Source organism: Collinsella aerofaciens, assembly GCF_028209625.1.
Taxonomy (GTDB): Bacteria; Actinomycetota; Coriobacteriia; order Coriobacteriales; family Coriobacteriaceae; genus Collinsella; species Collinsella aerofaciens_AM.
The window spans coordinates 45,002-66,357 of sequence record NZ_JAQLDU010000014.1; the positions used below are offsets into that span (position 1 = coordinate 45,002).

General features: G+C 60.7%; 19 protein-coding genes. All 19 read left to right on the forward strand.

Going from position 1 to position 21,356, the window contains the following annotated elements; translation table 11 throughout:
* Positions 1-22: 22 nt before the first annotated feature.
* The 19 genes from PMW70_RS07835 (at position 23) to PMW70_RS07925 (ending at position 21,153) form a co-directional block, all read left to right on the forward strand.
* Entirely contained in the window at positions 23-898 is an 876-nt protein-coding gene (locus PMW70_RS07835; protein WP_271744483.1) for a pyruvate, water dikinase regulatory protein, read from the forward strand.
* A gap of 326 nt (positions 899-1,224) precedes the next feature.
* Entirely contained in the window at positions 1,225-3,975 is a 2,751-nt protein-coding gene (gene ppdK, locus PMW70_RS07840) for a pyruvate, phosphate dikinase (RefSeq protein WP_271744485.1), read from the forward strand.
* Positions 3,976-4,183: 208 nt separating this feature from the next.
* Positions 4,184-4,525, forward strand: a complete 342-nt coding sequence (gene rplS / locus PMW70_RS07845) for a 50S ribosomal protein L19 (protein WP_006236098.1) — start codon at positions 4,184-4,186, stop codon at positions 4,523-4,525.
* A 93-nt stretch (positions 4,526-4,618) separates the two neighbouring features.
* Positions 4,619-5,407, forward strand: coding sequence for a ribonuclease HII (locus tag PMW70_RS07850; RefSeq protein ID WP_118238098.1), 789 nt, complete (start codon positions 4,619-4,621; stop codon positions 5,405-5,407).
* Between the two features lie 189 nt (positions 5,408-5,596).
* Complete coding sequence (locus PMW70_RS07855) at positions 5,597-6,082, forward strand: YraN family protein (protein ID WP_035138570.1); 486 nt, start codon at positions 5,597-5,599, stop codon at positions 6,080-6,082.
* Positions 6,082-7,605, forward strand: coding sequence for a YifB family Mg chelatase-like AAA ATPase (locus PMW70_RS07860; RefSeq protein WP_117766659.1), 1,524 nt, complete (start codon positions 6,082-6,084; stop codon positions 7,603-7,605). Before PMW70_RS07855 ends, PMW70_RS07860 begins: the two co-directional genes overlap by 1 nt.
* Positions 7,605-8,537 carry a DNA-processing protein DprA gene (locus PMW70_RS07865; protein ID WP_271744488.1) on the forward strand — a complete coding sequence of 311 codons (933 nt, stop codon included), beginning with the start codon at positions 7,605-7,607 and terminating at the stop codon, positions 8,535-8,537. Before PMW70_RS07860 ends, PMW70_RS07865 begins: the two co-directional genes overlap by 1 nt.
* Before the next feature lie 14 nt (positions 8,538-8,551).
* On the forward strand, positions 8,552-9,889 hold the full coding sequence (gene trmFO, locus PMW70_RS07870; protein WP_271744491.1) for a methylenetetrahydrofolate--tRNA-(uracil(54)-C(5))-methyltransferase (FADH(2)-oxidizing) TrmFO: 1,338 nt from the start codon (positions 8,552-8,554) through the stop codon (positions 9,887-9,889).
* A gap of 8 nt (positions 9,890-9,897) precedes the next feature.
* On the forward strand, positions 9,898-10,806 hold the full coding sequence (locus PMW70_RS07875; RefSeq protein WP_334203915.1) for a tyrosine recombinase: 909 nt from the start codon (positions 9,898-9,900) through the stop codon (positions 10,804-10,806).
* Between the two features lie 219 nt (positions 10,807-11,025).
* Positions 11,026-11,754, forward strand: a complete 729-nt coding sequence (gene rpsB / locus PMW70_RS07880; protein ID WP_006236109.1) for a 30S ribosomal protein S2 — start codon at positions 11,026-11,028, stop codon at positions 11,752-11,754.
* A 45-nt stretch (positions 11,755-11,799) separates the two neighbouring features.
* Positions 11,800-12,669, forward strand: coding sequence for a translation elongation factor Ts (gene tsf, locus PMW70_RS07885; protein WP_022094736.1), 870 nt, complete (start codon positions 11,800-11,802; stop codon positions 12,667-12,669).
* A gap of 117 nt (positions 12,670-12,786) precedes the next feature.
* Positions 12,787-13,509 carry a UMP kinase gene (gene pyrH, locus PMW70_RS07890; protein ID WP_040359955.1) on the forward strand — a complete coding sequence of 241 codons (723 nt, stop codon included), beginning with the start codon at positions 12,787-12,789 and terminating at the stop codon, positions 13,507-13,509.
* Positions 13,510-13,511: 2 nt separating this feature from the next.
* Positions 13,512-14,048: a ribosome recycling factor gene (gene frr / locus PMW70_RS07895; RefSeq protein ID WP_271744493.1), complete on the forward strand. Its 537-nt coding sequence runs from the start codon at positions 13,512-13,514 to the stop codon at positions 14,046-14,048.
* Between the two features lies 1 nt (position 14,049).
* Positions 14,050-14,844, forward strand: coding sequence for an isoprenyl transferase (locus PMW70_RS07900; protein ID WP_117637242.1), 795 nt, complete (start codon positions 14,050-14,052; stop codon positions 14,842-14,844).
* Between the two features lie 2 nt (positions 14,845-14,846).
* Positions 14,847-15,761, forward strand: coding sequence for a phosphatidate cytidylyltransferase (locus PMW70_RS07905; RefSeq protein ID WP_271744496.1), 915 nt, complete (start codon positions 14,847-14,849; stop codon positions 15,759-15,761).
* Positions 15,761-16,948 carry a 1-deoxy-D-xylulose-5-phosphate reductoisomerase gene (gene dxr / locus PMW70_RS07910; protein WP_271744498.1) on the forward strand — a complete coding sequence of 396 codons (1,188 nt, stop codon included), beginning with the start codon at positions 15,761-15,763 and terminating at the stop codon, positions 16,946-16,948. Before PMW70_RS07905 ends, dxr begins: the two co-directional genes overlap by 1 nt.
* A 25-nt stretch (positions 16,949-16,973) precedes the next feature.
* A complete protein-coding gene (locus PMW70_RS07915; protein WP_271744500.1) occupies positions 16,974-18,335 on the forward strand; it encodes a M50 family metallopeptidase in 1,362 nt (453 codons plus the stop codon).
* Between the two features lie 13 nt (positions 18,336-18,348).
* Positions 18,349-19,431 carry a flavodoxin-dependent (E)-4-hydroxy-3-methylbut-2-enyl-diphosphate synthase gene (ispG, locus tag PMW70_RS07920; protein ID WP_271744502.1) on the forward strand — a complete coding sequence of 361 codons (1,083 nt, stop codon included), beginning with the start codon at positions 18,349-18,351 and terminating at the stop codon, positions 19,429-19,431.
* Positions 19,432-21,153: a proline--tRNA ligase gene (locus tag PMW70_RS07925; protein WP_271744504.1), complete on the forward strand. Its 1,722-nt coding sequence runs from the start codon at positions 19,432-19,434 to the stop codon at positions 21,151-21,153.
* The last annotated feature ends 203 nt before the right edge of the window (positions 21,154-21,356 follow it).

Below are 21,356 nucleotides of genomic sequence, written 5' to 3' on the forward strand. Positions count from 1 at the left end.
ATAAGCGCAAAAGGAGCCCCGCATGGATTGCCCGGTCACCGCTCGTCCCACCGTTATCGTTATCTCCGATTCGCTCGGCGATACCGCTTGTGAGGTGGTGCTTGCGGCGTCCGGGCAATTTGATGAAGGGGCTTTTCGTCTCTTGCGCCTGCCCAAGGTGACCTCGGTGGAGCAGGTCAAGTCATTTGTGGGGCCGCGCGTCGATGCCGACCATCGCGATGTCGCCGTGTTCCATACCATTGTCGATCCGGCGCTTCGCGCCCGCGTGCTCGATTACCTGGGTATGCTGCATATCCGTTCGGTCGACCTGATCGGCCCGACGCTTGCCGTGCTGTCGTCGCTCATCGGTGTGCCGCCCAAGTGCGTTGCGGGCGTGATTCACAAGACCGATGACCGCTATTTCCATCGTATCGAGGCCATGGAGTATTTCGTTGAGCACGATGACGGTCGTGGTTGCGACGATCTGTCGGGTGCCGATATCGTGCTGCTGGGTGTGTCGCGTACATCCAAGACGCCGCTGTCGATGTATTTAGCCTATCAGGGCTACAAGGTCGCCAATGTCCCACTGGCGCATGGCATGGAGCCGCCCAAGTCGATTTACGAGGTTGACCCGATGCACCTGTTCGGCCTGATTTCGACCGTCGATGTGATTTCCGAAATTCGCGATAGCCGCTTGGGCGATGACTACGCCCGTGCCGTTGCCGGCTCCTATGCCGAGCCCGAGAGCGTGCGCGGCGAGCTTGAGGAAGCTCGTGCTCTCATGAAGCGCTTAGGCTGCTTTGTTGTGCGTACCGACGGCAAAGCCATCGAGGAAAGCGCTGCCGAGATCATTGCTCACCTTGAAGAGATTCAAGAGGCAAGAGCCCGCCGTGCCGTCCGCCGCGCTCAACAAAAGTAGCTCACTTGGGACAAGGTTGTTTGGGTAGCTAATTTGGGACGGGGCTCTTTTAGCTAACCAAAGAGAATACTTGGAAATAATGCTGATAAATGGTAAAGCGATTTAGCAAAAACATCGCATCCGACCTGCACTTTCCTTGTAGTGGTATCTTCATAAGGTAACCACCTTTACCTACCGTTTACCGCCGGTTTTAGCACGTTTACCAAACCGCGCACCCTCTGCTCAAGCCTGTCCAAAACCCGCCGTATAGTTCCCTCACGGCCCGCATCCGGCGGGTCGATTCGTTACCACGGTCGTGCGCGTAAGCGCATGGAAGGGGAAGTATCGTGAGCGATTGCAAGAGGGTTTACCGTTTTGGAACCGACGCCCAGGGCACCTGTGTCACTGAGGGCGACAAATCCATGAACTTCGTGCTTGGCGGCAAAGGCGCAAACCTTGCCGAGATGAGCCGCATCGGTCTGCCGGTTCCCGGTGGCTTTACCATTACCTGCCAGACCTGTGTCGAGTACTCCGGTGCCGGCAACGTCTGGCCCGAAGGCGCACTCGATGAGATCGTTGCCGCCGAGACGGACCTCGAGGCCCGCTGCGGCAAGAAGCTCGGCGACGCCTCCGATCCGCTGCTCGTGTCGGTTCGCTCGGGCGCTCCGTTCTCCATGCCCGGCATGATGGACACGGTTCTCAACCTGGGCCTCAACGACGACTCCGTTCAGGGCCTTATCGCCCAGACGCAAAACCCGCGCTTTGCCTGGGACAGCTATCGTCGCTTTATCCAGATGTTCTCCAACGTCGTCATGGGTGTCGATGCCGACTTGTTCGAGAATGCCCTGACCCAGGCCCGCCTGGTCGCCGGCGTTCGCGTCGATTCCGAGCTTTCGGCCGAGGACCTGCAGGAACTCGTCGAGACCTTCAAGGGCATCTTCTCCGAGAACGTCGAGGCTGCCCTGTATCCCGAGCTCGAGGTCGCTGACGGCAAGCCCGTCTTCCCGCACGACCCGGAGCTTCAGCTGCGCCTTGCCATCCAGGCCGTCTTTGGCAGCTGGATGAACGAGCGCGCCTGCATCTACCGCAAGCAGCATGGCATTTCCGATGAGCTCGGCACCGCCGTCAACGTCCAGGCCATGGCCTTTGGCAACAAGGGCGAGACCTCGGCGACCGGCGTCGCCTTTACGCGCAACCCGGCCGACGGAACCAAGGAGTTCTATGGCGACTTTTTGGTGAATGCCCAGGGCGAGGACGTCGTCGCCGGCATCCGAAACACCGAGCCCATCGCCGACCTCAAGACCACCTCGGGCCTCGAGTCCGCAGGCGAGGAGCTCGAGCGCGTGTTCCTGACGCTCGAGGATCATTACCGCGATATGTGCGATATCGAGTTTACCATCGAGCAGGGCAAGCTCTGGATGCTCCAGACCCGCGTGGGCAAGCGCACCGCCACTGCCGCCCTGCGCATTGCTATCGAAATGGTCGAGGAGGGCCTCATCACCCGCGAGGAGGCTGTGAGCCGCATCGATCCCGCGCAGCTCGACCAGCTCCTGCACCCGCAGTTCGACGCCTCCAAGAAGTACGAGGCCCTGGCCAGCGGCCTTAACGCCAGCCCTGGTGCCGCCGTGGGCGAGGTCGTGTTCTCGAGTGATGACGCCGTCGCGCGCGCCAACGAGGGCCACAAGGTCATTCTGGTCCGCTGGGAGACCAACCCCGACGACCTGAAGGGCATGGTCGCCGCCGAGGGCATCCTGACCAGCCACGGTGGCAAGACGAGCCATGCCGCCGTTATCGCCCGCGGCATGGGTACGCCCTGCGTTTGCGGCGTTGAGCGCTTCCACATTGACGAGGCAGAGAAGGTCGTGCGCATCGAGGGCAGCGACCGCGTGCTGCGCGAGGGCGATGTCGTCTCCATCGACGGCACCCAGGGTATCGTTGTCGACGGCGCGGTCGACCTGGTCTCTGCAGAGCTCACCGGCGACCTGGACACCATCCTGTCTTGGGCCGATGAGATCCGTTTGGACGAGACCGACGGTCACGCCAACCACGTGCGCGTCAACGCCGACAACCCCGAGGATGCTGCACTCGCGCTCGAGTTTGGCGCCGAGGCCATCGGTCTGTGCCGCACCGAGCACATGTTCCTGGGCGATCGCAAGAACATCATCCAGAGCTTTATCCTGTCTGACGATGAGGCCGTGAAGCAGCAGGCCCTGGCCGACTTGCTCAAGGTTCAGACCGAGGACTTCCTGGCGATGTTCAAGACCATGTCCGGTCGCGATGTGGTCGTCCGCCTGCTCGATCCGCCGCTTCATGAGTTCCTGGATAATCCTCGCGAGCTCGAGATCGCCATCACCAAGAAGGAGGCCGCCGGCGCTCCCGAGGAGGAGCTCACTGCCCTGCGCGCCCGCCTGCGTCGCATTGACGGCATGGTCGAGTCCAACCCCATGCTGGGCTTGCGCGGCGTGCGCCTGTCCGTCGTCTTTGGCGATCTGCCGCTCATGCAGGTTCGCGCCGTCGCCACGGCTGCTGCCCGCCTTATCAAGGAGGGTGTCGACCCGCGCCCCGAGATCATGGTTCCGCTCGTTTCCATCACGGCCGAGCATGTCCAGACCCGCGAGGTTATCGAGCGCGTGATCGCCGAGGTTTCCGCCGAGGAAGGCGTCGAGCTCAATATTCCCGTGGGCACGATGCTCGAGCTGCCGCGTGCCTGCATGGTCGCTGACGAGATCGCCCATCATGCCGACTTCTTCTGCTTTGGCACCAACGACCTCACCCAGACGACCTTTGGCTTCTCGCGCGATGACGCCGAGGCCAAGTTCATCCCGCTGTACCTGCACAAGAAGATCCTGAAGGACAACCCCTTCGAGACCATCGACACGGCGGTGCTGGAGCTCGTGCGCTTGGCCGTCGAGAAGGGCCGCGCCACCAATCCCGATATGCACTTTGGCGTGTGCGGCGAGCACGGCGGCGACCCCAAGTCCATCAAGGGCCTGTTTAACGTGGCCGACGTGGACTACGTGTCCTGCTCGCCCTATCGCGTGCCCCTCGCGCGCCTGGCTGCCGCCCAGGCCAAGCTCGAGGCCAAGCGTTCCGCCTAACGTTTTGGGTTTAGACGCCTAGCGTAGCCCCCTTCATGCCGCCCGTCTCATTGTGAGACGGGCGGTTATCATGTGCGGGTTTTGTCTTTTTGTCTGCGTAAAAAAATGTTCTTGCAGCAGAAACCCGCGCGTGTATACTCGAATACGTTTGTTCAACTACGTGCCGGCCAAGGTGGTACGGCACCTCTAGAAGAGTAAGGAATTGCACATGGATTACATCCGCGCAATCGAGCGTCAGCAGATCCGCGAGGACATTCCTCAGGTTCGCGTCGCCGACAACGTCAAGGTTCACTACCGCATTAAGGAAGGCGACCGCGAGCGCATCCAGGTCTTCCAGGGCGACGTCATCCGCATGGCCGGCGCCGGTGCCCGCGAGACCTTCACCGTCCGCAAGATGTCCTTCGGTGTCGGTGTTGAGCGTACCTTCCCGCTTCACAGCCCCAAGATCGCCAAGCTCGAGGTCGTTCGTCATGGTCGCGTCCGTCGCGCCAAGCTGTACTACCTCCGCGACAAGGTGGGCAAGGCTGCTCGCATCCCCGAGAAGCGCTAAGAAGATCGCAGCGTCTGTCCACTCGTTTGGACACAAGGGTCACCTTCGGGTGGCCCTTCTTTTTATCTGATTTGCATGCAAGGAGGGCCTGGTATGGCCAACATGACGAGCTCGGTTTCGGCATCGCAGGTTGCCGGTGAGTTGGCGAGCGCTACATTTGAGGAGATTCCTGCCCTCGTGGAGCATTATCGCGAGGATCCGCGCCAGCAGGTGATCAAGGCTTGCGAGCGTGCCCTCAAACGCCATGCCAAAGAGCTTGCCGAGCGCGAGCGCGTCAACGGCATGTATCAGCTTATGCATGAGCTCGGCGGTGATGGTGTGGTCGTGGGCGTCGACGAGGTGGGCCGTGGCTCGGTAGCGGGTCCCTTGACCGTGTGTGCCGTGTGTCTTCCGATGGAGCCGCGCATCTGGGGCATCAACGATTCCAAAAAGCTCACGCCCGCGCGCCGCGAGCTGCTCTCGGTGAAGATAGCCGAGGTGGCGACTGCCATCGGCTTTTGCCATATCGCTCCTGCGGATATCGATGAGATGGGCATGGCCCGTGCTATCCGTACTGCCGTTGCGGGCGCCGTGGCCGATACGGGACTTGAACCCGACTGCGTCCTCATGGATGGCAACCCCTTGGGCGCCGTTCCTAACGAGCGCGATGTGGTGAAGGGTGATGCCAAAATCGCCTGCATCGCCGCGGCGTCCATCATGGCCAAGGTCACGCGTGACGAGATGATGGTCGAGTACGACGCCGAGTATCCCGAGTACCATCTGGCCGAGTCGAAGGGCTATGCAAGCCCCGAGCATATCGAGGCCATTCGCAAACATGGACTTTGTCCACTGCACCGCGTGAGCTTTTGCGGAAACTTTCTGCAGACTGAGCGCCTTTTCTAGGTCAATTGTGGAGACAGGGACCTCAGGGGTTTTATAAACCTGCTGGTAGCGGGCCGTATGCAACACCATTGCTGCGTACGGCCCGTTTTTTGACGGCATTTGGTCAGCTTTTGGTTTGCTTCCGGTACTTACCCGCATGAAAGGTGCCCTCATCATCGGGGCAATGCAGCGTGCGGGAAAGGAGACCCCATGAGTGCCGCAAGCAAAAAGAGCAAGACGCAGCAGCTCAAGGAGCGTTGGGAAAACGGCGAGCTCGACTGCGGGGCGATGACGCCCGAGTTTATCAAGGGGCTCAGTCCCCGCGAGCTGGGCATGCTGGGCGAGCTGATCACCATCGACTACTTTAACGAGCGCGGCTACACCTTGCTGGAGCAGGGTTATCGTTGCACCGAGGGCGAGGCCGATCTGGTGCTGCTCGATGAGCTCGACGATGTCGTGGTGATGGCCGAGGTCAAGACCAGACGCGTCGCACTGGATTGCAGCACGCGGGTCTTTCCCGAGGAGGCCGTGGACGCCCAAAAGCAACGCCGCTACCGCCGCATCGCAAGTTGCTATCTCATGGAACATTATCCGCTCAAGGCGATTCGCTTCGATGCCGTGGGTGTCACCATTCGCGGCGGGCATATCGCTGAGATCGAGCATCAGTACAACGCGTTCGATTGGCAGGTGTCGTGATGGCGTTCGAGACGTTTGCCGTTCACGCGGCCTGCATCCGTGGCGTCGAGGCGATTCACGTCACGGTCGAGGTCTCGCTTGCCGGCGGCGTTCCGGGCATTCAGATGCTCGGCATTCCGAGTATGGAGGTGATGGAGTCACGCGGTCGTATTCGCTGCGCGATGCGCTCCGCCGGGTTCGAAATCCCGCGCTCGGGCATTACGGTCAATCTGGCGCCTGGCGATATTCGCAAGACCGGTAGCGGCTTTGATCTGCCCATCGCCATCGCGGTTCTGGCGGCCGATGGGCAGATTCCCCGTGACAACCTCGATCGCTGCCTTATCGCCGGCGAGCTCGGCTTGGACGGTACGGTGCTTCCCGTCAAGGGCGAGGTGGCGTTTCAGCTATTGGCGCGTGATATGGGGCTGTCCTTTATCGCCGGCAGGTCCGATCAGCATGTGCCGCTTGCGGGCGTGGATTGCGGATTTATCGATCATTTGTCTCAGCTTGCCCATGGCATGGGCGATGCCGCGCGGCACTACTTGGATTCTGAAGTGCTCGAGGCGACCTTTGAGCCCGAACTCGACTATGCCGACGTACTGGGTCAGGAGGTCGCCAAGCGCGGCATGGCGCTGGCGGCAGCGGGTGAGCTCGGTTTGCTTATGATCGGGTCCCCGGGATCGGGCAAGACGATGCTCGCGCGTCGTATGACCGGCATCCTGCCCGAGCTTTCCGTTGAGGATCAACAGGAGGCGCTGTGCATCCATTCGGTTTTGGGTGAGAACATTGATGGCTTGTTGGCAGGGCACCGGCCCTTCCGCAGTCCCCATCACAGTATTTCGACCGCAGGTCTTATCGGCGGTGGGCGCCCGGTGCACCCGGGTGAGATCAGCCTTGCTCATGGCGGCGTGCTCTTTTTGGACGAGCTTGCTGAGTTTCCCACGGGTGTGCTGCAGACGCTGCGTCAGCCCATCGAACGCGGCTACGTCAGGATCGTACGCGTCGACGGGGCTTTTACCTTCCCGTCGCGCTTTCAGCTGCTGGCTGCGAGCAATCCCTGCCCCTGCGGCTTTTTGGGCGATCGTGAGGTACCGTGTCGCTGCTCGGCGGCGATGGTCGAGCGCTATCGGTCTAAACTGCGCGGTCCTTTGGCCGACCGTATCGACATGATGATCGATGTGACCCGTCCCGACCCTCAGGTGATTATCGAGGGCGCGGAGGGTATGTCGTCAGCTGAGTTACGTGACTACGTTGTGCGCGGTCGCGCTTTTCGCGCTTGGCGCGAATCCCGTATGGACGATGCTGATGCCGAGGCCGAGGATGACGAGACACGGTCCATTGACGGCGTCGTTTCGACCTTTGAGCTCGATGATGCGGCGGAGAAGTGTGTGCTCGGCCTGTCGAAGCGCACGCATCTCACGGGCCGCGGCATCGTGCGCCTGGTGCGTATCGCGCGTACCATCGCCGACGTCGCCGAGAGCGAGCAAGTGACGCAGGACCACGTGCTCGAGGCGGCGATGTACCAGGGAAGGAGGGACCAATGATGGCCGAGGGGACCTACGAGCTGCATCCAGGTGACGCGTTGTATCCCGAGACCGTTTTGGAGCTTTCTGATGTACCCCAGACACTCTATGTGCGCGGCAACCCCGAGGTGCTTTCGACGCCCGCGCTCTCCATCATCGGCGCGCGCAAGGCCTCTCCGTATGGTCTTGCCGTGGCAGAGCTTGCGGCAAAGGTTGCGGTCGAGGCGGGCGTGACGGTAGTTTCGGGCGGCGCGGTCGGTTGTGACCAGGCCTCGGGTTGGGCTGCGGTCAATGCCGGCGGCAAACACGTCGTGGTGCTGGGGACGGGCGCCGACGTGGTCTACCCGCGTTCGAGCGCGGGGCTTATTACGCGCACGCTCGATACGGGTGGCGCGGTCGTGTCGATCTCTCCGTGGGGCATGGGTCCGCGCAAGTTTGCCTTTCCGCGCCGCAATCGCGTAATCGCGGCCCTGTCGCAAGCCCTCTTTGTATCCGAGGCGGGTATGCCTTCCGGGACGTTTTCTACAGCCGAGGCTGCTATGGATTTGGGGCGAGAACTTCTTGCCGTGCCAGGGTCGATCCTATCGCCCGAGTCGCGTGGCACGAATTACCTCATTGCGAACGGTGCCTGCTGCATCATCGACGAGGAATCTATCGAGATGGCTATTTCACGCATCTACGGCACCCTGCGCTACTCGCGCCCCGATGCTCCCGGCATTGCCGACCTGGATCAAACACAGCAGACCGTGATGCATGCGCTCATCGCCTCTCCGCTCAAGGTCGACGACATCGCGGCGCTCGTCTCGCTCGATGCCGTCGGCGTACTCAAACTCCTGGGTTCGCTTGAGCTCGAGGGTCTTATCGAGCGCATGATGGATGGAAGGTATGCGCCCTCCAAGTTTGCCCTTCACGCTCAGACACCCTTCGGTCACAATGGAAAACATGTCAATTAGAAAGGTGTTTGCAGATGCTGTTTGATCAGGTGACGGTTATCGGTGGCGGTCTGGCGGGTTCGGAGTGCGCGATTCAGCTGGCAGATCGCGGGTTCGCCGTAAGGCTGTGCGAGATGCGCCCCCAGGTTAGCTCCCCGGCCCACCATACCGATCACCTGGCAGAGCTCGTCTGTTCCAATTCGTTTAAGTCGACCCGTCCGGATTCCGCGGCTGGATTGCTGAAGGCCGAGCTTGAGCGCATGGGTTCAGTCCTGCTCGATTGCGCCCATCGTGCGGCTGTTCCCGCCGGTGGTGCCCTGGCGGTCGACCGCGTCAAGTTTTCCGAGCTTGTCGAGGCCGAGGTTGCCGCCCGTCCCAATATCGAGATCATTCACGGCGAGGTCACGCAGATTCCCGAAGGTCACGTGGTCATTGCCGCCGGCCCCTTGTGCTCGCCGGCGCTGAGCGAAGAGGTCATGAAGCTCGTCGGTGGCGACGCCCTTGCGTTCTTCGATGCCGCGGCGCCGATCGTCGATGCCTCCACGCTCGATATGGACGTGCTGTTCTCGCAGTCGCGCTACGAGGAGCAGGGGAGCGGCGACTATCTCAACGCTCCGCTCAATAAGGAGGAGTACGAGGCCTTTATCGAGGCGCTTACCACGGCCGACCGCGTGGTGCTCAAGGACTTTGAGGGCGGCGATCTGTTCCAGGCCTGCCAGCCTGCCGAGGAAGTTGCGCGCACCGGCAAGGACGCCATTCGCTTTGGCGCCATGAAGCCTGTCGGCCTCACCGATCCGCGAACCGGTCGTCGTCCCTGGGCGGCGATTCAGCTGCGTGCCGAGAATAAGGAGAAGACCGCCTATAACCTGGTGGGCTTCCAGACCAACTTGACCTTTGGCGAGCAGAAGCGCGTCTTCCATATGGTGCCGGGCCTGGAGAACGCTGAGTTCTTCCGCTACGGTGTCATGCACCGTAATACCTTTGTCGACGCCCCGCACGTGCTCGATGGCACCTTTGCCGTGCCCGGCACCGGCGTGCGCCTGGCCGGTCAGATCACCGGCACCGAGGGGTACATGGAAGCCGTGGCGACGGGTCTGCTCGCGGCGCTCAACACCTATGCCGAGGCTATCGGGGCCGCGGGCGTCGAGCTGCCGCGTGTGGGCGCCCTGGGTGCGCTCGTGGGCTATGCGACCGATCCTGCCACCGTGGGCTATCAGCCTATGCATGTCAACTTTGGCCTGGTGCCGCCACTCGAGGATGGTAAGCGCTGCAGCAAGCGCGACCGCTACCAGGCCTATGCGGACCGTGCGCTCGAGGCCCTTGATGCCTATCTGGCCACTCGCCCCGATTTGTTTGGAGGCGACCGGTCATAGCCTTTGACCTGTACGACACCGTCGACTCGTTTATCGCCTATATCTCACGTGTCGAGGGACTTTCTCCCAACACGGTGACGGCCTATGGCTCGAGGCTGGAGCGTTTTGCTGCCTGGTGCGAGCGTGAGGATATAGATGCTTTCGCTGCCGACGTGCGCACCATTCGTCGCTATCTTGCCGAACTTTCGCGTGAGCAGGTGGCTTCCCGAACGCTTGCGGCACACCTGTCTGCCATTCGCTCGCTCTATCGGTGGATGGCTGCCGAGGGGGTCGTGGAGGGCGATGTGGTCTCGGCAATTTCCTCGCCCAAGCTCCCGCGCGATCTACCCGGTGTGCTGACGACCCAACAGGTGGAGGCGCTGCTCAAGACGCCTGATACCTCAACACCCGCGGGACTGCGCGATGCGGCGACGCTCGAGCTGCTCTATGCCTCGGGCGCCCGTATCTCTGAGCTCGCAGCACTCAATGTGGAGTCCATTGTGTGGTCCGAACGCACGCTGCGCCTGTGGGGCAAGGGGAGCAAAGAACGTATCGTCCCTCTGTATCGTCGCGCGCTCGAGGCGACGCGTCTCTATATTGAGGAGGGGCGGCCGGAGTTGCTCGCTCAGGCAAAGCGCCGTGACCCCACTACCGGGCCGCATCCGCTGCTTATATCGGCGCGCGGTAATCGCATGAGTGCCGCCATGCTCAGGCGGCGGTTCCATACTCTGGCGACACTCGCCGGCATTCCGGCCGACATCGCCCCGCATGCGATGCGCCATACCTTTGCGACCGACTTGCTCGAGGGCGGTGCGGACCTGCGCTCGGTTCAAGAGCTGCTGGGTCATGCGAGCCTGTCCACGACGCAGATCTACACGCACCTCACGCCCGATCGGCTCAAACGTGCCGTGGCTCAAGCCCATCCCCGAGGCGAATAGTGGCTGGGACGTCCCGCGCCGCACTCAGGTGTGTGGTTTTGATTGCGGGTTGGCACGAAGATGCATTCCTGCTATCATTCATCGGGTTGCTTCACGGCAACATGTTTTTATCACGCACGCGCGGCTACTTCATACCGTGGTGCCCGGGCTTTGGTAGCACATGTCCGGGTTGGTTTTGGAGGATGACCCCGCGCGGAGGCAAACCACAGGAGGTTTAACATGGCTACCAAGATTAATATCCGCACCCTGCTCGAGGCCGGCTGCCACTTCGGTCACCAGACCCGTCGCTGGAACCCCAAGATGAAGCCGTTCATCTTCGGTGAGCGCAACGGCATCTACATCCTCGACCTCAAGCAGACCATCCTCGACGCCGACCAGGCCTACACCTTCGTCAAGAACGTCGCCAAGGGTGGCAACGTGCTGTTCGTCGGCACCAAGAAGCAGGCTCAGGAGGCCGTCAAGAACGCTGCTGAGCGCGCTAATATGCCCTACATCAACCAGCGTTGGCTCGGCGGTATGCTGACCAACTTCGTCACCATCCGCTCCCGCATCAACCGCATGGAGGAGCTCGAGGCCATGGTCGAGGACGGCCGCATGGCAGTGCTCCCCAAGAAGGAGCAGGCTGTGCTCGGCAAGGAGCTCACCAAGCTCCAGACCAACCTCGGTGGCGCCCGCGACATGAAGGGTCTGCCCCAGGCTCTCTTCGTCATCGACACTAAGCGCGAGGAGAACGCCATCAAGGAGGCTCAGCGCCTGAACATCCCCGTCGTCGCTCTGATCGACACCAACTCCGATCCCGACGAGGTCGAGTACGGCATCCCCTGCAACGATGACGCTATCTCCGCTGTCACCCTTATGTGCGAGCTCATGGCTGACGCCTGCCTCGCTGGCTCCGGTAAGGAGCAGGTCTCCGAGGCCGAGATGGCCGCTGAGCCCAAGGCCGAGTAAATCAGTCTTAGTTAATTCTTTTTCATCTCTTTGAAAGGAACCACAATGGCCCAGATTACCGCCGCTATGGTCAAGCAGCTCCGCGAGATGACCGACTCCCCGATGATGGAGTGCAAGAAGGCTCTCGTCGAGGCTGACGGCGACATGGACGCCGCTGTCGACGTTCTGCGTAAGAACGGCCTTGCCAAGGCTGCCAAGAAGGCTGGCCGTGAGACCAACGAGGGCGCTGTCGCCGCGTTCGTCTCCGAGGATGGCAAGACCGGCGCTCTGCTCGAGCTCTCCTGCGAGACCGACTTCGTTGGCTCCAACGCCAAGTTCACCGGCTTTGCTTCTAAGGTCGCTGAGGTTGTCGCTACCACCGAGCCTGCTGACGTCGACGCTCTGCTCGAGAAGCCGATGGGCGAGGAGACCGTTTCCTCCGAGCTCACCGAGATGATTCACATCATGGGCGAGAACATGAAGATCTCCCGCTTCGCTGCCCGCAAGGCCGAGAACGGCGCGCTCGCTTCTTACATCCACATGGGTGGTAAGATCGGCGTCCTCGTCGAGTTCGCCTTCGAGAAGGCCGAGACCGCTCAGGCTGAGTCCTTCAAGACCTTCGCTCACGACGTTGCCCTTCAGGTTGCCGCCGTCGCCCCGATCTGCGCTACCCGCGATCAGGTTCCGGCCGAGACCGTCGAGCACGAGAAGCAGATCTACATGGCCCAGGCTGCCGAGTCCGGCAAGCCCGAGGCTATCCAAGAGAAGATGGCTGTTGGCCGTCTGGAGAAGTTCTACAAGCAGTCCGTGCTCACCGAGCAGGAGTTCATCAAGGACAGCTCCCTCACCATCAAGAAGTACGCTGAGCAGGTCTCCAAGGAGCTCGGCGACACCATTACCGTCGTTGCCTTTGACCGTCTGGTCCGTGGCGAGTAAATAAGCTCTTGTAGCTGGTAATGAGCAGGCTGTGGGTTTTACTCACAGCCTGCTTTTTCATGGCTCTTATCAGAGCCTTTGATATCATATTGAGAGTCTAATTAAAGGAGGATCGCTTTGTCCGACATCCGATATAAACGAGTGCTTCTTAAGCTTTCCGGCGAAGCGCTGATGGGCGACGGCCAATATGGCATCGACCCCAAGGTTACCGATCATCTTGCCAAGCAGGTCAAGGAGCTGCTCGCCGTTGGCCATGAGGTCGGCGTCGTTGTCGGCGGCGGCAATATTTTCCGCGGCATGGCAGGCGCTGCCGGTGGCATGGAGCGTGCTCAGGCCGACTACATGGGCATGCTCGCGACCGTTATGAACGCGCTCGCCCTGCAGGATGCTTTCGAGCATAACGACGTTCCCTGCCGTGTGATGAGCGCTATCCAGATGAACGAGATCTGCGAGCCCTATATTCGCCGTCGCGCCATCAACCACCTTTCCAAGGGCAACGTCGTTATTTTTGCCGCCGGTTCGGGCAATCCGTACTTTACGACCGACACCGCCGCGGCTCTTCGTGCGTGCGAGATCGGCGCCGAGATTCTGATTAAAGCCACCAAGGTTGACGGCATCTACGACAAGGATCCCGTCAAGTGCGCCGATGCCGTCCGTTTTGACAAGATTACCTATCACGAGGTTCTCGTTCGCGGTCTGCAGGTTATGGATTCCACAGCTACGGCCCTGTGCCAGGATAACCGTATGCCTATTTTGGTCCTCAACATCGATGGCGAGGACACCGTCAAGCGCGCGCTCGCGGGTGAGCCCGTCGGCACGCTCGTCTATCAGGAGGATTAAGCATGGCAGAGAACATCACCGCCCATATGGACAAGTCGCTCGAGTCCCTCAAGCATAACTTCTCCAAGGTTCGTACCGGTCGTGCCAACGCCAACATTCTGTCCGACATCACCGTCGATTATTACGGTGTCCCCACGCCGGTCACGCAGGTTGCCGCCGTCAAGACCCCCGAGGCTCACATGCTGCTCATCGAGCCGTGGGATAAGGCGCTCATCAATGCTATCGTCAAGGCCATCGGCGCTTCCGATCTGGGTATTACCCCCAACTCCGATGGCACCGTCGTTCGTCTTCCGTTCCCGGCTCCCACTGAGGAGCGCCGTCGCGAGCTCGTCAAGGAGTGCCGCGAGTACGCCGAGCAGGCCAAGGTGTCTATCCGTAACATCCGTCGCGACTTCAACAACAAGCTCGAGCGCGATGAGGAGCTCACCGAGGACGACGTACGTCGCAAGCAGGCCAAGGTCCAGAAGCATACCGATGAGTATGTCGCCAAGGTCGAGGAGCTTCTGAAGGAAAAAGAAGCCGAGGTCATGGAGATCTAAGGTGCAATACGACGAGCATAAACTGGTCGAGTACTTTGCCGACGCCCCTGCGGGCGTCGGTTTTTCCGACCTTGACCTCAATAACATTCCGCACCATATCTCGTGCATCATGGACGGCAACGGTCGTTGGGCCACGTCGCGCGGTCTTGCACGCACCGAGGGCCACAAGGCGGGTATCGTCTCGCTGCGCGAGATCATTACCGCCTGCGTGCGCCTGGGCGTCGACGTGCTTTCGGCCTATGCATTTTCGACCGAAAACTGGAATCGACCGCAGCACGAAGTCAACGTTCTGATGCACCTGTTTGCCAAGACGTTTATCGACGAGCTGCCGCTTCTGAAGCGCGAAAATGTGCGCGTAGTCTTTTTGGGTGACATTTCCGCGCTGCCCAAGAAGACTCGCGACGTTTTTGAGCGCGGTCTTGCCGAGTGCGCCGATCACACCGGTATGACGCTGGCGCTTGCCGTCAACTACGGCGCGCGTGCCGAGATTACCCGCGCTGTCCGTCAGATCGCATCCGACGCTGCCGCCGGTAAGATCGATCCTGCCGCAATTGATGACGACATGGTGGCTTCCCACCTCTATACCGCCGGTCTTCCCGATCCCGAACTTGTGATTCGCACCTCTGGTGAGCTGCGCCTTTCGAACTATCTGCTGTGGCAGGTGGCTTATTCCGAATTCTACGTCACCGATACCTATTGGCCCGACTTTGATCGTTGGGGCCTTGTCGACGCCATTTTGGCCTATCAGGGCCGTGACCGTAGGTTTGGTGGACTGAGCAAGACCGAGGAGGCTTAATCGTGTCCGATCGTCCCAAGGCATCTGCTCCCAAGACGCCAGTTTCCGCGGCGCCTGCGCGCAAGGCTGCCACTGCGGGAGCGCCTGCAGCGAAGAGCGGCACCGGTTCGTGGCTGGCGGGCTTTATTACCCGTGCCGCCGCCGGTATCGTCTACGCCGTTGTCTTTATCCTGTGCCTGGTTTTGGGTATCGTGCCCACGGCCATCTTTGTTTCTGTCATGAGCGGTCTGTGCTGCTATGAGTTTTTCCGTATGACAAGGCTCGATGGCAAGATGGCTAACGAGCGCATGGGTATCGCTGCCGCCGTACTCTTTCCGCTGTCGGCACTGGGCGATTCGCTGCTGTTGAACGCCCTGCTGTTCGCTTTGATGCTTGCGGTTGGTATCTGGTATGTCTGGTCTCCGCGCACTCGCATCTCTGATGTTGCCGTGACGCTCATGGGTCCCATCTACACTGGCTTTATGCTGTCGGCTATCGTGCTGCTGCGCGATGCCGTGCCCGGTTTTGCCGGCGCCCTGCTTTCAGTGGGCGTTTGCGCGTCCCTTTGGGTCTCCGATTCGTTTGCCTACATCGTGGGCAGCCGTATCGGCAAGCACAAGATGGTTCCCAAGATCTCCCCCAAAAAGAGCTGGGAGGGGTTTGCCGGCGGCATCTTGGGCTCGGTTTTGATTTGGCTCATCCTGTGGGCGACGCACTTCTACAAGCTCAGCCTGCCCTATGCGCTGCTGTGCGGCGTGGTCGTGTCCATTCTGGGCGTTATCGGCGACCTTATCGAGTCGCGCATCAAGCGCGGTGTGGGCGTCAAGGATTCCGGCAACCTTATCCCGGGCCACGGCGGAATGCTCGATCGTAGCGATTCGCTTATCTTCGGTTGCATCACCGCACAGCTGTTGCTGATGATCGGAGGCGTGCTGTAATGTCCTTCCAGACGACGTATGGCCCCGATGGACGCCTTCGCGTTGCCATCCTGGGTTGTACGGGCTCTATCGGCACCCAGGCGCTCGATGTGTGCCGCCAGCATGCCGATCGCCTGCAGGTGACGGCGCTGTCCGTTAATTCCAGCACCTCGGAGCTCGTTGCCGCTGCCCGCGAGTTCTCGGTTCCGGCGGTTGCCGTTGCCGATGTCGCTCATGGCGATGACGCCGTGCTGCAGGAGTTGCCCGAGGGCACACAGCTCGGCGTTGGCGCGCAGGCGGTTTGCGAGCTCGCGCGTCGCGACGATGTCGACTGCGTGCTCGTCGCTATTGTGGGCTCCGCCGGTCTCGAGGCGAGCCATGCGGCCTTGACCTCGAATAAGCGCCTTGCCCTTGCCAACAAGGAGTCCCTCGTCGTCGGTGGCGACTTGCTTATGCCGTTGGCGCAACCGGGCCAGCTTATTCCGGTCGACTCTGAGCATTCCGCCATCTACCAGTGCTATCTGGGGGAGAACCCGCGCGAGGCCCACTGCATTTGGCTCACCTGCTCGGGCGGTCCGTTCTTTGGCCGCACGCGCGACGAGCTCGATCGCGTGACGCGTGCCGATGCCCTCGCGCATCCCACGTGGGCCATGGGTGCCAAGATCACCATTGACTCCGCCACCCTCATGAACAAGGGCCTGGAGCGCATTGAGGCCATGCATCTGTTTAACTGCGACCTCGATTTCATTAACGTGGTCGTGCAGCGTCAGTCCAAGATTCACTCTATGGTCGAGTTCGCCGACGGCTCCGTGATGGCGCATCTCGGTGCATCCGACATGCGTATTCCCATCCAGTTCGCGTTCTCGTATCCCGAGCGTTGGGATACTCCGGCGCCTCGTATCGATTTCCGCGAGCTGGGGCAGCTCACGTTTGATGCTGCCGACATGGATACCTTCCGCTGTCTGGCACTGGCCGAGCGTGCCGGCAAGACGGGTGGCACCATGCCGTGCGTGCTCAATGCCGCCAACGAGGTCGCCGTCGATGCCTTCCTGCACGATGGCTGCAGTTTTACCGATATCGATCGCATTGTGGAATCCTGCATGGACGCCCACGATATGCAGGTGGTCGATTCGTTTGAGCAGCTTCGCGACATCGATGCGTGGGCGCGTGAAAAGGCTGCGCAGGTGCTCGCCGCAACCCGTTCCTAACCCATAAGGATTGCTTTTTCGTTTTATGGATACTGTTCTGAGCGTTCTCTCATCGGTCTTTTGGGGCCTGCTGATGCTTTCCGTCCTCGTGTTTTTGCACGAGGGCGGCCACTTTTTGGCGGCGCGTGCCTGCGGCGTCCGTGTGACCGAGTTCTTTTTGGGTCTGCCGTGCCGCTTTGACATCCATTACACGTCGCGTCGCATTGGAACCAAGTTTGGCGTGACCCCGCTGCTGCTGGGTGGCTACGCTGCCATCTGCGGTATGGATCCGACCGATGTTTCGTGCGCCGACCGCGTGCTCGCGGCTATCTATCGTCATGGTCGCGTGACCGTGGCCGACCTTGCTGTCGAGCTCGAGCTTTCCGAGGAGGATGTGCTCGAGGCATGCGCCCTTTTGCTGGGCTGGGGCTCCATCGCGCCCTGGTATGAGGAAGGGGAGAAGCCCTCGCCGAGCTACTATCCCACCAAATATCAGACGTTGCCGCGAGACAAGGCAGGCTATACCACCTTTGATGGTCGCCGTTTCGATCGCGAACATGCGACTGCCGAGGGCGATGTGTGGGAGCTGCCGTGCGGCGAGGCCGAGTTCCTTGCGCAAGAGCGCTCGCACACCTATCTTGGCCAAGGCTTTCTCAAGCGCGCCTTTATGCTGCTCGCGGGCATTATCGTCAATATCTTGACGGGTTTTTTGCTCCTTATGAGCATCTATTCCATTGCGGGTGTCACCGTGCCGATGGATACCAACGTGATCGGTCAGGTTGACGAGGGGTCTATTGCCGCCAAGGCGGGTATCGAGGGCGGTGACGCGATCCTTTCGGTTGACGGTGTCTCATGTTCCACTTGGATGGATGTCTACGATGCCATCGGCAAGGCTGCCGGTAAGGATGATATCGCCATCGAGTACGAGCGTGACGGCAAGCAGCATTCGACCACGGTTGCGCTCAAAGAGGACGAGCGCCTAGGTGTGTATGCCTCTACGCAGGTGGTCCGTTTAGACCCCATCACGTCGGCTCGCCTGTCGTTCTCCTATGTCGTGCAGACAGCGGATGGCGTGCTGCGCCTGCTCCAGCCGCAGCATACGATGGAGATTCTCGATCAGTCTTCTTCGATCGTGGGTATTAGCGTTATGTCCTCACAGGCCGCTGCTGCCGGCCCTGCCACGTTCCTTTCCTTTGCCGCCCTCATTTCGTTCTCGCTTGGCTTTATGAACCTGCTGCCCATCCCACCACTCGATGGCGGCAAGCTGCTTATTGAGATCATTCAAAAGATTGCGGGCCGCGAGCTGCCGCTCAAAGTGCAGACAATCGTCAGCTATGTCGGCATCGCGCTCTTTGCACTGCTGTTTGTCTATATGCTTCGTTCCGACATCCTTCGTTTTATTCTGTAGGGGAGTGTTTGGATTGTCTTTATCCCATCCTTTGCCTCGCGAGTTGACGCGCCCCGTGCATGTGGGCGGCGTGCAGATCGGTGGTGGCGCTCCGGTCGTGGTTCAGTCTATGACCTGCACCGATACTGCTGATGCCCAGGCAACGCTTGCGCAAGTGTGCGCGTTGGCGCAGGCTGGCTGCGATATCGTGCGCGTGAGCGTGCCTACCGAGGCTGCGCTCGAGGGCTTTCGCACGATTTGTGCCGAGTCTCCGGTGCCAATCGTCGCCGATATCCATTTTAACCATAAGCTTGCCATTGGCGCTGTCGAGGCTGGTGCCTCTAAGCTGCGCATCAACCCCGGCAATATCGGCGTTTGGGCCAAGGTTGACGCTGTCATCGATGCCGCGGGTGCCGCGGGCTGCGCGATTCGCATTGGCGTGAACGCGGGCTCGCTTGAGCAAGATATTGCCGAGCGCGACGACCTCACGCAGCCCGAAAAGCTCGTGATGTCGAGCGAACGCTTTGTGCGGCACTTTGAGGACCGTGGGTTTACCAACATCGTGCTATCCGCCAAGGCCCATAGCGTACAGACGACGCTTGATACCTATCGCGCCCTGTCGCGCGAGATACCGCATGTTCCGCTCCACCTGGGCGTGACGGAGGCGGGGACCAAGCTTCAGGGCACCATCAAGAGCTCTGTAGGCTTGGGTATCTTGCTTTCCGAAGGCATCGGCGACACCATGCGTGTGTCGCTCACGGCCGATCCGGTTGAGGAGCCGCCGGTCGCCTGGGGAATTCTACAGTCGCTGGGCCTGCGTCGCCGTGGTCCCGAGATTGTCTCGTGCCCCACGTGCGCCCGCTGCCAGGTTAACCTTATTCCCATCGCCGAGGAGGTCACCGAGCGGCTTAAGAACTATTCCGCGCCGCTTTCGATCGCCGTGATGGGATGTGCGGTCAACGGCCCCGGAGAGGCATCTGACGCCGACCTGGGTGTTGCCTGCGGACGTGGTCAGGGCCTGCTCTTTTCGCATGGCCAGATCATTGGTAAAGTAGCTGAGGATCAAATTGTCGACGCGCTGATGGCCGAGGTCGACAAGCTTATTGAGGAGAAATAAATGACCCGAGCAATGTATATGTCTAAGCTCTATGCGCCGACGCTTAAAGAGGATCCGGCGGACGCCGAGCTCGCCAGTCACCGCCTGCTGCTCCGTGCCGGCATGATCCGCAAGGAGGCCGCCGGTCTCTATTCCTATCTGCCGCTCGCGTGGCGCTCGATTCGCAAGATCGAGAACATCGTGCGCGACGAGATGGACGCTGCCGGCGCCCAGGAGCTCATGATGCCCATCATGGTCGATGCCGAGCTGTGGCGCGAGTCCGGCCGTATCGATGCCTATGGCAAGGAGCTCGTGCGCTTTGATGACCGCCACGGCCGCGAGTTTGTGCTGGGCCCCACGCACGAGGAGACCGTGACCGCCTTGGTGCGCAATGAACTGCGTTCCTACAAGCAGCTGCCGGTGAATCTCTATCACATCCAGGACAAGTTCCGCGATGAGTTCCGTCCCCGCTTTGGCCTGATGCGCGGTCGCGAGTTCATCATGAAGGACGCCTACAGCTTCTCCGCCACGCAGGAGAGCCTGCAGGAGGAGTACGACAAGATGAAGCAGGCGTACGCCAATATCTGCGAGCGCTGCTACATCAAGGCTCTGCCCGTCGTCGCCGATTCCGGCGAGATCGGTGGCGACACCTCCGTCGAGTACATGGCGCTGGCCGAGGCCGGCGAGGCTTCGCTGGTCTACTGTGATGATTGCGGCTTTGCTGCTGATGACGAGGCGGCAAGCACCAAGGTCGTTGTGACCGAGGGTCCTGGCGACGGTACGCTTACCAAGGTCGAGACTCCGGGCATGGGCACCATCGAGGCCGTTGCAAAGTTCTTCGGCTTCCCCGAGAACGGCACGCGCAAGTCTCTGGCACTCATCGACGCCGAGGGCAAGCCCGTCGTGGCCATTGTTCCGGGCGACCACGAGCTCAACGATTGCAAGGCCGAGCATGTCTTTGGCAAGGGCTATCGCATGATGACTGATGAGGAGCTCCAGACCTACGGTCTGCATAAGGGCTTTATCGGACCGGTTAACCTGCCCGAGGGCATTCGCCTGGTGTGCGACGAGAGCCTGCGCGAGTCCAAGCAGTGGGCCTGCGGTGCCAACGAGGTCGATTATCACTTTACCGGTGCCTGCCCCGAGCGCGACTTTACCGTCGACGAGTGGGCCGACCTGGTAACCGTCGTTGCCGGCGATCCCTGCCCGCACTGCGGCAAGCCGCTCTCTGCCGCTCGCGGCATCGAGGTCTCGCAGGTCTTCCAGCTGGGTACCAAGTATTCCGAGGCCATGGGCGCCACCTTTATGGACGAGGACGGCAAGGAGAAGCCGCTTATCATGGGTTGCTACGGCGTGGGCGTATCTCGCTCGCTTGCTGCCGTCGTGGAGCAGCACAACGACGAGCACGGTATCGTCTGGCCGGTTTCCGTTGCCCCGTACGAGGTCGCTGTGATTCCGCTCGATCCCAAGAAGGAGGAGTGCGCAACCGTCTGCGACCAAATCGTCGAGGGCTTGTGCGCCGAGGGTATCGAGGTCGTCGTCGACGACCGTGACGAGCGTCCCGGCTTTAAGTTTGCCGATAACGACCTTATGGGATTCCCGTATCAGGTGGTGCTTGGCAAGCGTGGCCTTAAGAATGGCACCGTTGAGCTCAAGGACCGTGCCACGGGCGAGCGCGAGGACGTGGCGATCGACGAGGTCGTCGCCAAGGTTGCCGAGCTTGTTAAGGCGGCCCGCCGTTAATCGACGTTTCTGCTATTAGATGTAATTGCGGGACTGCTCCGTATCTCTCTTAGGAAGAGATGCGGAGCAGTCTATTTTGTTGCGTGAATAAACTCGATGGGTAAAGGAAAACCCCACAGCCCATATTGAACTGCGCCCCAATTCTTGGACGGGCTAATAAGCGGCCTACGCCGCACATAGGGACTGATTCCGGAATTCCTCCG